Source organism: Planctomycetia bacterium (assembly GCA_034440135.1).
Taxonomy (GTDB): domain Bacteria; phylum Planctomycetota; class Planctomycetia; order Pirellulales; family JALHLM01; genus JALHLM01.
On the sequence record JAWXBP010000187.1, the window covers coordinates 1 to 13,630 of the forward strand.

Here is a 13,630-nt window from a genome sequence, read left to right on the forward strand (position 1 = left end):
CGTATATCCTCGACGAGCCGTCGATTGGATTGCATCCGCGCGACAACGATCGGCTGCTGGCGACGCTCGAACAACTCCGCGATTTGGGCAACACCGTCGTGGTCGTCGAACATGACGAAGACACGATGCGGGCGGCCGATCACATCATCGACTTCGGCCCCGGGCCTGGCGTGCGCGGCGGCGAAGTCGTGGCCTCCGGCAGCTACGACGATATTTTGCAGGCCAAGCGCAGCCTCACCGGAAACTATCTGTCCGGCGTCCGCTCGATTGCCATTCCCGAGCGTCGCCGCACGGCCGGTGAAAAGCAACTCGCGGTACTGGGCGCGCGGCACAACAATCTGAAGAACGTCGATTTCGAGATTCCGCTCGGCGTCTTCGTGTGCATCACGGGCGTGTCCGGTTCCGGCAAAAGTTCGCTGGTGAATGACATTCTGGTCGAAGCCTTACGTCGCGATTTGAACGGCGGCGACGGTGAGCCAGGCCTGCACGACAAAATCACCGGGCTTGAATACCTCGATAAGCTGATCGCCATCGATCAATCGCCGATCGGCCGCACGCCGCGCTCGAATCCTTCAACGTACGTGAAGGTGTTCGACGAGATTCGCGACCTCTACACGCAATTGCCGGATGCCAAGGCGCGGGGCTACAAGCCGGGCCGGTTCAGCTTCAATGTCGCCGGCGGACGCTGCGAAGCCTGCGAAGGAAACGGCTCGAATCGCTTGGAGATGGATTTCCTGGCCGACGTTTGGGTCACCTGCCCGGTCTGCCAGGGACATCGCTTTAATCGCGAAACGCTGCAAATCAAATTCAAAGGCAAGTCGATCTCCGACGTGCTGGAGATGGATATCCAGCAGGCGCTGGAGCATTTCGCCAACGTGCCGCACATCCAGCACAAGTTGCAGACGCTGCACGACGTCGGCTTGGACTATTTGAAGCTCGGCCAACCCTCGCCCACGCTCTCGGGCGGCGAGGCGCAACGCGTCAAGCTCGCGCGCGAGTTGGTAAAGAAAAGCACCGGGCGGACGCTGTATCTGCTCGACGAGCCAACGACCGGGTTGCACTTCGCCGATATCGACATGCTGCTCAAGGTGTTGCACGACTTCGTCGAACAAGGCAACACCGTGCTCGTCGTCGAGCACAACCTGGATGTCATCAAGACCGCTGATTGGATCATCGACCTCGGCCCGGAAGGCGGCGGCGGCGGCGGGCGGATCATTGCCGCCGGCACGCCGGAAGAAGTCGCCGCGGTGTCCGGCTCCCATACGGGAGCGGCGCTTGGAAAATTGTTCAAACAGGTCGGACAGCCGCACACCGCCGGCAAGTCCGCCAAGAAGCGCCCGCGACAACCGCTGGCGAAGTGCATTCGCGTGAAGGGCGCGCGGCAGCATAATTTGAAGGGAATCGACGTCGAGATCCCGCGCGATCAGATGACCGTTTGTTGCGGGCGGTCGGGTTCCGGCAAGAGTTCTTTGGCGATGGACACGATCTACGCCGAAGGGCAACGCCGATACGTCGAAAGCCTGAGCGCCTACGCGCGCCAATTCGTCGGGCAGATGCAAAAGCCGCAATTGGAGCACATCGAAGGGCTCTCGCCGGCGATCGCCATCGAGCAAAAGCATCTCGGGCATACGCCGCGGTCGACCGTTGGCACCGTCACGGAAGTTTACGACTACCTGCGCATTCTGCTGGCGCGATTGGGCACGCCGTATTGTCCCGATTGCGAACTGCCGATCGGCACGCAAACCGCCGACGAGATCATCGACAAGATCATGGCGCAGCCGGCGGGCACGCGGTTGTACCTGATGGCGCCGATCGAGATCGAAGTCGGCGAGAAGTACGAAACGCTGTGGGAAGAAATGCGGGCCGCCGGGTATGTGCGCGTGCGGATCGACGGCGAGACGCATTCCATCGACCAGCCGCCAAAGATCGACCGCCGGCGCAAGCACGACGTGGCGATCGTGATCGACCGCATCGTCGTGCAGCCGGAGTCGCGCTCGCGGATTGCGGACAGCGTCGAACATGCATTGACGCTCGGCAAGGGCGTGTTGCAGCTCGCGCATCCTGCGCCGGAAATGCCGGAACCGAAGTGGTTGGTCGAAACGCATAGCCAGCACTTCGCGTGCGAGAAGTGCGGGCGTAGCTTCGAACCGCTGGCGCCGCATCATTTTTCGTTCAACAGCGCGCTCGGCTGGTGCCCAAGCTGCGAAGGGCTCGGCACGCAGTTGGGCGCGAATCCCGCGGTGCTGTTGCGCGATCCCAAACTGACGCTGGCCGAAGGGGCGATCGCTCTCTGGCCGGATGCAGACGAGCCGCTGTTCCGGGCGATGCTCGCGGCGCTGTCCGCTCATACCGGCGTGCCGACCGACGTATCATACGAATTGCTCGCGGCGCGGCATCGGCGCGTGATCATGCATGGGACCGGCGAAGATTGGATCTCAGTTCCGTCCGGCGGTACGAAGAAGAAAGCCGGCGCACCGATCTTGAAGTTCCAATACAAAGGGCTCTATCCGGCCCTCGACGAAGCCTCGCGGATGTCGCCGTCGTTTCGTTCGCGCCTGGAGCATCTTACGGATGAGGTTGAGTGCTCAGTTTGCTCCGGCAGCCGGCTGCGCGATGATGCGGCGGCGGTGCGGTTCCGCGACCGTACGATGGACGAATTGTGTCGCTTGCCGCTTGGCGACTTGCTCAAGCATTTTCAATCGCTGAAACTCGCCGCGGCGGAGAAGAAGGTCGCCGGCGAGTTGGCCCGCGAGGTGGTCAATCGGGTCAAGTTCCTGGTGGACGTCGGTCTCGAATACCTGACGCTCGCGCGCCCCGCGCCGACGTTGTCCGGCGGTGAAGCGCAACGCATCCGGCTCGGGAGCCAGGTCGGGAGCGGCCTAACCGGCGTGCTGTACGTGCTCGACGAACCGACGATCGGCCTGCATCCCCGCGACAACAGCCGCTTGATCGAAGCCCTGATCCGGCTGCGCGATCTCGGCAACACGTTGTTGCTGGTCGAACACGACCGCGAAGTCATTGAGCGCGCCGACGGCCTGCTCGACTTCGGCCCCGGCTCCGGCGAGCACGGTGGGGAGATCGTCGCGCAGGGCACGGCGAAAGAAATCGCCAAGCAGCGCACTTCGGTCACCGGCCCGTATCTCTCGGGCGCCAAGGCGATCCTCGTCCCGACGAACCGCCGTGTCACCGGCGTGACGAGCAACGGAGCGCCCGCTAAGGCGGCGAAAGGCAAGGCCAACTCCAAGGCCAAGCCTGTCGTCCCCGCGGCATTGCACGCGGGGTTGTGGCTCGAAATCCTCGGTGCGCGGCACAATAACCTGAAGAACATCAACGTGCGGATTCCGCTCGGGGCGTTCACCGTCGTCACCGGACCTAGCGGCAGCGGCAAGAGCTCGCTCGTCGAAGACGTGCTCTACAATGCGCTCGCGCGCACGTTGCACCGCGCGAACACCGTGCCAGGCGCCCACGATGGCATTCGCGGGTTGGCCGCGGTCAACAAAGTCATTCGCGTCGATCAGCAGCCGCTCGGCAACACGCCGACGTCGAACCCCGCTACGTATACGGGCGTGTTCGAGCTGATCCGCAACTTGTTCTCGCAATTGCCCGAGGCCAGGCTGCGCGGCTACTCGCCGCGGCGGTTTAGCTTCAATGTTCCCGGCGGTCGTTGCGAAAAGTGCGAAGGGAACGGGCAGCTCAAGATTGAGATGCACTTCCTGCCGGACATTTGGGTCGAGTGCGACGAATGCCGCGGTAAGCGCTATAACCCCGAGACGCTGGCCGTGCGGTTCCGCGATCACACGATCGCCGATGTGCTCGACATGCCGTGCGGAGCGGCGGTCAAGTTGTTTGAGAACATCCCGAAGGTCCGCCGGACGTTGCAGACGCTTTGCGACGTGGGGCTCGACTACGTGCGGCTCGGCCAAGCCGCGCCCACGTTGTCCGGCGGCGAAGCGCAACGCGTCAAGCTCGCGGCGGAGTTGTCGCGCCCGGACACGGGGCAGACACTGTATCTGCTGGACGAACCGACCACCGGCTTGCACTTCGACGATCTGGCCAAGTTGCTCGACGTGTTGAATCGGCTCGTCGATCTTGGCAACACGGTCGTGGTAATTGAGCACAATCTCGACGTGATTAAGACCGCCGATTGGGTCGTCGATCTCGGTCCCGAAGCGGGCGAAGGGGGCGGCCAAATCGTCGTCGCCGGAACGCCCGAGGATGTTGTCGCGCACTCGGAGGCGGCGCTCAAAGATCGGACGGGCAAACTGCCGCGATCTTACACGGGCGAAGTCTTATCGGCGAGTATCAAGTCCGGCCCGCACGGTCCGCGCGCGACGTACGACTTCGTCGGCGCGAAGGTTGAACAGGACACCGACCTGGATATCAACCAACTCGGCGCCGAAGTGCAGATGCCGTGGCAGGTCAACGGCCGCCGTTGGCACACGCTGGAACGCATCGCGCGGAATGGCAACCCGGCTCGTTGGGACGGCGAAATCCTGGGGCGCGTCGTCGATTTCGTCCACGACCACGGGTCCTTCAGCGCGACGAACTGGGACAACCGAAGTATCGTGGAGATTTGCGCGACGAAGAAAACCGACGGCTGGTTCCTGCACGCCATCACCGGCGAAGAATGGCTGCTGAAGCTCAAGTTCCGTACTTATAAGCGCAGTTTCGATCGCGAAACACTGGTGAATTCACTCGATCTCAAGCCGCTGAACGAACTGCCGGACATCCCCGTTTACGGTTCCGACCCACGCGTCTCCTGCAAGAATCTCCAAGGGCCGTGGCAAGAGATTCAGTTGCGCACGCATTCGCTGGCGGAGATTGATAAGCCCGCGTTTTGGGAATTCGTCGAGAAGGCCGTGCATGGCTTTCAACGGTTGACGGAAAAGGTGCAGAGCAATCCCGACGACGTCATGCCGTGGCGCGTGCTGGGGCGCAAGTGGCATCTGTCGCGCAAAGGCTTCCCGCCCGGCAAGCGCGTGCATTGGGAGCCGGAAGTGTTGGAAGAACTCTGCGAAACGCTCAGCGACACTGCCCCTGAGGCGCAGTTCCTCTGGAACAGCCAGATGGTCGTGCATGTCTGCTTGAACGGTCCCGGCAAACCTTGGGCGACGTTGCACACCAAGCATCCGGCCGCCGTCGAGCTCGTCTTGAACGGTCCCAAAAACCGCTTCTCGCTCGGGCGCGTCGCGGCGCTGGCCGGAGAACGCGAAGTGGACGGCCGCGCCGCCGATCGCGACCAGGTCAAACTCCGCTTCCGCACGCGCGAAGACCTGGCCGCCGGCGACCTGCCCGGCTTCCTCCAAGAACATTTAACAGCAGCCGAACACCAACCCGAAGCGCAAGCGAGGGAGAGTTGACGCAGCAAACACCCAAACCAGCGCGCTGAAACAATTCTCTACTTCACTCGCCCGCGAGTTCGTCATTCCGTCCTTCAGATTTGATTCGACATTCAGATTTAGAACTTAGAAATTCGAATGCAAACCGAAACTCTCCTCCCGAGCCGCTTCTTGTTCCGCTTCGCCGTGCCGTGCCGGTACAAGAGTCCGCTCTGGAGCGACAAAGGCGCGGAGCTCGACGCCAAGTGCATCTTGCCGGCGCTAGAAGCCATCGAGGGAAAACTCTCGCCCGTCGAGATGCGGGCGGCGTGGAGCGAAGCAGGGCTAGCGTTCGCTGTGGAAGTGCGCGGCAAGCGCCAAGCGCCGTGGTGCCATGAAGGACGGCTCGATGAGAGCGACGGGCTGCGGCTTTGGATCGACACCCGCGACACGCACAATATCCATCGCGCGAGCCGCTTCTGCCACCAGTTCGCCTTCCTCCCGGCCGGGCGCGGCCGGAATTCCCAGGATCCGCTGGCCACGCCCGTGTTGATCAATCGCGCGAAGGAACATCCGCGCGCGATCCCTTCCGATTCACTTTCCGTCGTGTCCCGTGCGAACCCCCAGGGCTACACCCTGGAATGCCTAATCGGAGCACGCGCACTGACAGGCTTCGATCCCGCGGAACATCCCAAGCTCGGCTTTCAGTTCGCCGTCGTCGACCGCGAACTGGGAACCTGCACCTTCGCCATCGGCGCTGGGCTACCCTACCAAGAGGACCCCAGCGTCTGGGGGACTCTGGAACTGGTGAAGTAGCGGCGCCCTCCGGCTCAGTCTACGACACCAGCGGCGCGGCACAGACCATCGGGCTTTCCAGCGACACCGCGGCACTCGGCTGACGCAACGGTGCGTCGTCGTGGCGATCGCGAAACGCGTTCACGATCGGTTCGATCTCCGCCCGGACGATGTGGACGCTGCTCGGGGCACTGATGCCGAGCGTGACGCGGTTACCGCTGATGCGGCTCACGGTCACTTCGATCGAGTCCCCGATCATGATCTTTTCGCCCATCTTTCGGCTGAGAATCAACATGGGTCTAACCTCCCTGTCAAAGTGTCCAAGGCTCGCGACCGGGTTGCTTCGAAACAACTTCGAAGCGTAATGGGATACCCAATCGCGTCGCCAACCTTCCGAACACCCCCCTTGTCAGGCAGCACACGCTCGCGGGTGAGCCGGCTGCCGCATCGACTCGTTCGTTTGATGCACTATTAGCAATACAAGTTTCGTACCAATTAGGCGAAGTTTAAGGGCCACGCAACGAAAGTGCTTTAGCGGTCAGTAGTTGGAGACTTGAATGAATGTTCTTTCATTTCCATTGCGCACCAGTGAGGGCTGTCATACGTCGCAGAATGGGACAGTTTGTCTCTTTCTAAGACGTCAAAATGGCACAGTGTGAGTCGTCCCGGACAAAGCTCGCTCAAGCGGTTGATCGCGGTTCGGCCCGCCTTCGGCCAAGAATCTTCTCCGCTGATGCTAGCGGCGAGTTGCTAGCGAACCATTTGAGTCGCGTGATATCTGCGCCAATCTCACGCCCTGAAAGGCATTCACGCTACGACAGGCAATGAGCGCCGCAAGCAGATGGCAGTTTGGGTAAGCCGATACGAACGATCAATGCGCATTCGCAGTTGGCCGGTCCTGCGCGCTGCCAGCGCGGTGAGCCTTGCCACGGCGATCTTGATACCCGTCGCGCTCGACCTGCTGTCGGCACAAGCGTCCGATGTCACGCGCCGCGTGTTCATCGCGCTCGCGGTGTTGACCGTCGGCGCGGTCTCCGCGCCGTGGACTAGCTTGACAATCGACCACGGGCGCGGCGTCTTGCACTGGCGTCGCGTGCGATTCCTGAGCCGATCGAGCATCCATGGCGACTTCGACGACGTAACCGGCGCCGCATTGGTGCGCTGGCCGAATCTGGGGATGGTCAGCGGCCGACAAATCGTCGTTCACACAAGGCAGAGCAATTTCACCATCCCATTGGCTTGGGCATGGCGCGAAGGCAATCCTCGCGACGTGATTGACGCCTTCGAGGCCGTTCAGGCGGAGTTGAGAACACCCGACGCCAGGACCGCACTGCCGCCAGTGACGCGGCAGCGAAAGTTATTTCAAGTCAGTCTGCGCCGCGTCCTCGTTGCGACGGCGCTGTCCGCAGCCGTGCTGGGGCTAAGCAAATGGCACTTCTGGTCGGCGGTCAATGCCGAAGGTCCCGCGACGTTGCTGGCCGCGATCATCGCGGCCGCCGCGGCGATCTTGTATCGCCCCGGTTCGGTCTTGACGGAGCGCTTTCTCCTGGCGCCCATCGTGATGTACGGTCCCTTGTTGTGGATCGTCGCTGAGCAATGGCCTTTTGGCCGCACGAGCGGACTGTACGACGGGGCGCTGATGTTTCCCGCGATCTGGGTGGCGTTGCTACCGTTCGTGAACGGCCCCGACGGCATCTTCTGGCCCAGTGCGGCGTGCGTCTTGCTGGAGCTGGCGATCTCGCTGGAGTTCGCCCGCCGCGGTTGGAAATGGACGATTCCCTGGACGCTGCTGCTGTTTGTTATCTCAGCAATCGGGTCGTTCGGCCTCAACGCGGCGATCAGAGCGTAGGAAGTTTTCAGTTTTTCGTTTTCAGTGAAGATGCCGGACTCTCCCACTGAAAGCTGAACACTTCAAGCTTCAAACCGCGCCACACTATGCACATGCAGCGTATCAATATGCCCGTCGCGGCCGTCGAGGGAGCTGACGATTACCAGGTTGTCGCCGGGCGCGCCCCAGGCTTGTTCCACGACCAGGCGATCCATTTCGATAAGTAGTTGCGGCAGATCGGTCACGCTGGGCAACAGCACCGGGCTCACGCCGTAGGAGAGCGCCAGTTGCCGGTACGTCGTCGGCATGTTGGTGACCGCGACGATGTTCATCGGCAAGCGTGAACGCGTTAACAAACGGGCCGTGTGTCCGGAGTGGGAGTAAACGACGACGCGCCGGGCGTCCAAGTTCAGCGCCGTCGCCACGGCGCCGTCGCAAATCGCGGTCGAAACGTTCGAAGCATGCGATCGACGCCGATCGAAACTCGAATGCAAGTCGAGATGCGATTCCGTCGCCCGAGCGACGCGATCGATCACGGTGACGGCGGCTTCGGCGTGGCTGCCCGTGGCCGTTTCCGCTGAGAGCATGATGGCGTCGGTGCCGTCGTAGATGGCGTTGGCGATATCGGAAACTTCGGCCCGCGTCGGCGTCGCCTCGTTGATCATCGATTCCAGCACCTGCGTGGCCGTGATGACCGGCTTGCCGATGCGGCGACAAAGCTCGATCAGGCTTTTTTGCAGCAGGGGTACGCGCGCCAGGTCGGTTTCCAGGCCGAGATCGCCGCGGGCGACCATCAGGCCGTCGGCCAGTTCGAGAATCTGGCTTACGTGGTTGACCGCTTCGGGACGTTCGATCTTGGCAATCAACATCGCGGGGCTGCCGGTATCGTCGAGCCGCGAGCGGACGCCGATGAGATCTTCCGGACGGCGCACGAACGACAGCGCGACGTAGTCGACGTCGTGCTGGATGCCCCACTCCAGATCCCGCCAGTCCTTCTCCGTCATGCACTCCGTCGAAAGTTCGCTGCCCGGCAGGTTCATCCCTTTGCCACGGTTGATCACGCCGCCGCGCGTCACGCGGGTGATGAGCGAGTGCGGCAGTTTCTGTTCGACGAGAAGTTCGATCTTGCCGTCGTCCAGCAGCAGTCTGCGTCCGGGATTCACGTCGCTGATCAATTCCGAATAGGTCGACGCCAGGTCGAACTCGATGGCGTCCGCGCCTTGTTTGACCAAGCGATCCTCGGTCGTGATGCGGACGATATCTCCTTCGCGAACGGTGTAGTTCTCATGCGGCACGCGGCTGAGGCGAATCTTCGGCCCGCACAAATCTTGCAGCACCGCGATCGGCGACCGCAATTCCATCGCCACGGCGCGAATCGTGTTCAACATCCGCTCATGCCAGGCATGTTCGGAATGCGAGAAGTTCAACCGGAACACGTTCACGCCGGCCAAGATCAGGCCGCGGATCTTCTCCGGCGACGCGCAGGCCGGGCCCACCGTGGCGACGATCTTCGTATGACGCAGCGACGACGTCGCCCCCGGCGCGTGGCCCGCCAACTTGGCCGCGAGGGAGATATCCAGTACGCATGCTTCGCCCATGATCCGTCCTCAGAGAGTTGCCAGGCCGCTCGTAACGCAATTGGCCGGACAAGCTTAGGTCATGGGGGATGTAGGGCACTTTGAGTCCGAAAAGGAGCGGTTCAATCGTGAGTGTCGCCCCGATGGGGCTCACGCGGTTTATTGCGACGACTTCCAGGGGTTGGCACCCCTGGCTATTGTCTGTCGCCCCGTTGGGGCTAAATCACTCGGCGCTAAGGCCCGGGGGGCTAGATTACATTGCGCAACCCGCGCAATCGCTGCCGGTGGTACTTCAAGCCCGGCAAGAAGAAGCTGCCCGCGGAGACGACGCCGAACAGCATAATGTCGACGCGCCAACCCCGGGCTTGCAGCCAGGCCATCACCGCGGCCGTCAGAAACAGCGCCAGCGACTGAATATAAAACGCGCCGCTCAACATGCCGGCCTTTACTAGAAAGACCATGCCACTGGAAATCGCCAGCACGGGCGAAAGCGTCAGCACCGGCAAACCGAGAATCACCTCGACGATAAACAGCATCGTGATGCTGGCCATACTGCCGGCCCAGACGTGCGCCACTTGCCGCTCGATCAAGGTCACCGGTCCGCTGCGATGGCGGAGCTTCCAAAAAACGGTCGCCCAGGCGCCCAGGCCAAGCGTCCAGAGCACCGCGTAAGGCCAGGGCGAGGTCACGCCGCTCCACTGCATGATGCTGGTGAGCAAACAGATCACCAGCAGCGCCAGGCTGTGCCACATCCAGAGCAAGCCCCAGTTTTCGAGCACCGTGGCCTGGTGCTTCTCCCGAAACATCCGCGCGATCACTTCGGAAAACGCGCCGCTCCGCGCGAAGATTGATTCGCCGGCCAGGTACGCTTCCAGGTCGTCGGCCAGATCCGCCGCCGTGGCGTAGCGCAACTCCGGCGGTTTTTGCAGACACTTGAGCGCGATCATTTCCAAGTCGCGATCCGCCAGCGCGTTCACCATCCGCGGCGGCAGGGGTTCTTGTTCCAGCACGAGCAACACCGTGTCCACGGGACTCGCCGCCTGAAACGGCGGGCGGCCGGTCAGCATCGCGTAGAGAATCGTGCCCAAACTATAAACGTCGCTCGCGGGGCCGACTTGCCCGCGGTTGCCCGCGGCCTGCTCCGGGGCCATGTAACTGGGCGTGCCAAGGATCGCCCCGCTGCGTGTGAGGCCGGCGTCTTCCTCGAAGCGTTTGGCCAGGCCGAAATCGGTGACGTGCGCTTTGCCGTCCAAGTCGATCAGGATGTTTGACGGCTTTAGGTCTCGATGTAATACGCCGCGTTGATGCGCGTAGTCGACAGCGCGCGCCACTTCGGCCAGCAACGTCGCGGCGTCGCGCGCCGGCATCGGACCGTCGGCAAGCCGGCGCGCCAGCGTCGTCCCTTCGATGTACTTCATGCTGAAGTACGGGCGACCAAGCTGTTCGCCGACTTCGTACACCGGAACGATGTGCGGGTGATCGAGCCCCGCCACGGCCTGCGCTTCCGCGCGAAACCGGGCCAGATTCGCCGGGCTGGCTAGGTCGCCGTCGAGCAACATCTTGAGCGCCACGGTGCGCGGCAAGCTGATTTGTTCGGCGCGATAGACGATCCCCATGCCGCCGCGCCCTAGCTCCGCGACGACCTGATAATCGCCGATGCGCTGCTCGGTAGCGGCAACGAGAAATTCCTGCCTTCGTGGCGCGAGGGTTTGCGTCACGTCGTCGACCGGCGAATTCAATACGCGACTCGCGGACGGCGATTGGGCCAAACCCTCGGCAAGTTGCACCGCTCCCCAAAGCTCCTGAAGATCGACGGCGCACTCGGGATGTTCGCGCAGCATTTCGTCGAATCGCGGCGACTCGCTGCGCCGCAGCCGATCGGTGAGCTCGCTTAGCAGCGCGGCTAATTTCTCGTCGTGCCGGGCGGCATCCGTTTCCGCGCTCATCCGTCCCCCGACGTGTCGTTGGGGTCGGCCAGGAGCGTCCGGAGGCGGCGCATCGCCCGCAAGTAACGCATACCGGCGGCCGGCTCGGTGAGTCCCAGCGCGGCGGCGACGTCTTGATTCGAGAGTTGCTCGAAGTGCCGCATCAACAGCACTTCGCGATCATGTTCCTCAAGCTGATCGAGCGCCCCGAAGAAGCGCCGCTCCAACTCGTGCCAGGTAGCCGCCGCGGCGGGCGTCATCTCCGGATCGCGCAATTGCGCGATCAAGTCCAGGCTCGAACGATCGAGCCCCGCGGCCGCCTGCGGCTGCTCACGGTCCAGGCTCCGCTTACCGGCCACGCGATGCCGCCGATGGGTATCGATCACGCGATCCTTGGCGATGTGCCTGAGCCAGAGATGAAACGGCATGGCCGGGTTGGCGATGTACTCGGTGAGCCGGCGGTTGGCCTCGATCAGCACGTCTTGGACGATATCGCTGGCATCGACCCGGCGGCGCAACGCCTGGTCCATCCGCAACTCCACCATCCGGCGCAAGGCCTCACGGTGCCGGTCCAACAACCGGTTCACGGCCACAGCATTGCCATCGCCAGCAGCTGCCAGCAACTCGGCGGTCTGATCGCTATCGGGCCACACAGGGGACACTCGGAATTCGGAACGAGAAACTCGGCAAGCTATCGTAGTATAGCCATTACGAGTTCTGAATTCCGCGTTCCTTGTTTGCCGACTACGGTTTGCAATACGACAACGCCAACAGCGCATACCCTGTCACCAGGTTCGCATCGCCTTCCATCCAGCGGGCGTTTTCGTTGATGAAGGAGCCGTCGGGCTTTTGCTTGGCGGCGAGCTCGGCGACCAATTCCGCTCGCCAGTCGTGCGATTTGCCGGCCGCGTCGGAGAAGGTCGATTCGCCGTAGGTGTCGAGAGACTTGGCGAAGGTGTGGTAATAGTAAAACAGGCCGGCGTCCCCCATGCCCGGGTTAGTTTGCAGATCGTAGTTTTTCTGCAACCAGGTCACGGCCGCCTTCACCCGCGGGTCATCTGGTTGGACGCCCGCGTAGATCATGCTCTTGAGCCCGGCGTAGGTCATAGACGCGTAGCTGCGGAGGCCGCCGTCGTCGGTTGGACCCGCCTGGCTCGTGCCGCCCGCAGCTACCGTGTAGTAGAACCCGCCGTCATTGACCTTGGCGGCGAAGGGAAACGTGTTGTGCTCGCTCTCCAAATTTTGGCAGCGCGAGACGAACACGAGCGCCTTCTGCACTGCTTCGTCCTCGGGGCCGCGATCGAGCGACTTCAGCGCGTCGAGAAAGAACTGCGTGTTGGAAAGGTCCGGCCGCTTGTGGCCGCCGTAGCCGGCGCCGCCGTAGCTCGCGCTTGCGACGTCCTGCCCTTCGTCGGCGTCCCATTGCAGCTTCTTGACGAACGCCTCGGCGCCGGCCAGCAGCTTGTCGTACTTGCCGTCGCGGTTCGCCTCGGCAAAGCACATGATCGCCATGCAGGTTTCGTAGTTCTGGTACTTCGAATCCGGCGCGTAGATGCCGCCGTCGTCATGGACGAAGTCCTCGACATATTTCAGGCTCTTGGCGATCGCCGGATCGTCCGGGCTGCGGCCGTTACGCAGGAGCGAGGTCACAACGAGACCGGTCACCGCCGGCCCAGCTTGGGCGGAGTACGAACCATCGGCCGCCTGCCCGCGCGAAAGTAAGTATTCCTTGGCATTGGCCACGATTTGATCGTAGCTAGGAGTGGTCTCCGCGGCGAACGTGCTGGCTGTGGACGCTGCAAGGACCATCGCGAAAATGACCCCCTGACGGGGCCTGGCAAGCTTCTGCGTCATGGCGAACTGCTCCGAGTCTAGGGCTCACCGGATAGTTTACTGCAATCGGGCGCGCTGGGCCGGTGATGGGACAACCAAATTGTACGCAACAGGAAATAGCCCCCTCTGCAGCGATCAGCGTGCCAGTTTGTGAAATCTGTTTCAGAAAAGCTTGCAATCGCCGCTGGGCGCGTTATCTTGCCGGCTGATCGAGGTGTCCGCATGACGTGGACGCGAGCGTATTGTTCCGCAGTCCGTGCTCTTGGTTGTCCGCCCAACTTGCCTCGTCCGACAGCGTCCTTTCGTTCGCCCCGTTGAACCGCATCCCCCCGCGCGTTCCGGCAGGCCGAGCGA

Annotated in this window: 8 protein-coding genes; 3 read left to right on the forward strand and 5 right to left on the reverse strand. The window is 62.5% G+C overall.

The features are described 5' to 3' along the window. Positions 1-5,360 (forward strand): excinuclease ABC subunit UvrA (gene uvrA, locus SGJ19_10910; GenBank protein ID MDZ4780754.1); only part of this gene is annotated, 5,360 nt, incomplete at its 5' end. 117 nt (positions 5,361-5,477) lie between these two features. After that, the gene (locus tag SGJ19_10915) at positions 5,478-6,134 is read left to right on the forward strand and encodes a hypothetical protein (protein MDZ4780755.1); all 657 of its coding nucleotides are present in this window, start codon (positions 5,478-5,480) and stop codon (positions 6,132-6,134) included. A 19-nt stretch (positions 6,135-6,153) separates the two neighbouring features. Here the strand turns inward: SGJ19_10915 and SGJ19_10920 are convergent, their stop codons facing one another. Next, positions 6,154-6,408 carry a carbon storage regulator gene (locus SGJ19_10920; GenBank protein ID MDZ4780756.1) on the reverse strand — a complete coding sequence of 85 codons (255 nt, stop codon included), beginning with the start codon at positions 6,406-6,408 and terminating at the stop codon, positions 6,154-6,156. Positions 6,409-6,987: 579 nt separating this feature from the next. On the opposite strand from SGJ19_10920, the gene SGJ19_10925 reads away from it, so the two are divergent. After that, the gene (locus SGJ19_10925) at positions 6,988-7,962 is read left to right on the forward strand and encodes a hypothetical protein (protein ID MDZ4780757.1); all 975 of its coding nucleotides are present in this window, start codon (positions 6,988-6,990) and stop codon (positions 7,960-7,962) included. Between the two features lie 62 nt (positions 7,963-8,024). On the opposite strand, the gene pyk is transcribed toward SGJ19_10925, so the two are convergent. The 4 genes from pyk to SGJ19_10945 form a co-directional block, all read right to left on the reverse strand. Continuing rightward, on the reverse strand, positions 8,025-9,539 hold the full coding sequence (pyk, locus tag SGJ19_10930) for a pyruvate kinase (protein ID MDZ4780758.1): 1,515 nt from the start codon (positions 9,537-9,539) through the stop codon (positions 8,025-8,027). A gap of 227 nt (positions 9,540-9,766) precedes the next feature. Next, entirely contained in the window at positions 9,767-11,464 is a 1,698-nt protein-coding gene (locus tag SGJ19_10935; GenBank protein ID MDZ4780759.1) for a serine/threonine-protein kinase, read from the reverse strand. Beyond that, positions 11,461-12,096, reverse strand: a complete 636-nt coding sequence (locus SGJ19_10940; protein MDZ4780760.1) for a sigma-70 family RNA polymerase sigma factor — start codon at positions 12,094-12,096, stop codon at positions 11,461-11,463. Before SGJ19_10940 ends, SGJ19_10935 begins: the two co-directional genes overlap by 4 nt. A gap of 91 nt (positions 12,097-12,187) precedes the next feature. Next, positions 12,188-13,297 (reverse strand): prenyltransferase/squalene oxidase repeat-containing protein, encoded by a 1,110-nt coding sequence (locus SGJ19_10945; GenBank protein ID MDZ4780761.1) that lies wholly within the window; start codon positions 13,295-13,297, stop codon positions 12,188-12,190. Positions 13,298-13,630: the final 333 nt, after the last annotated feature.

Bases quoted from the DNA above. Each gene is read 5' to 3' on its own strand.
- SGJ19_10935 (MDZ4780759.1), bottom strand. From the start codon at position 11,464: ATGAGCGCGGAAACGGATGCCGCCCGGCACGACGAGAAATTAGCCGCG.
- SGJ19_10920 (MDZ4780756.1), bottom strand. From the start codon at position 6,408: ATGTTGATTCTCAGCCGAAAGATGGGCGAAAAGATCATGATCGGGGAC.
- SGJ19_10915 (MDZ4780755.1), top strand. From the start codon at position 5,478: ATGCAAACCGAAACTCTCCTCCCGAGCCGCTTCTTGTTCCGCTTCGCC.
- SGJ19_10925 (MDZ4780757.1), top strand. From the start codon at position 6,988: ATGCGCATTCGCAGTTGGCCGGTCCTGCGCGCTGCCAGCGCGGTGAGC.
- SGJ19_10945 (MDZ4780761.1), bottom strand. From the start codon at position 13,297: ATGACGCAGAAGCTTGCCAGGCCCCGTCAGGGGGTCATTTTCGCGATG.
- pyk (MDZ4780758.1), bottom strand. From the start codon at position 9,539: ATGGGCGAAGCATGCGTACTGGATATCTCCCTCGCGGCCAAGTTGGCG.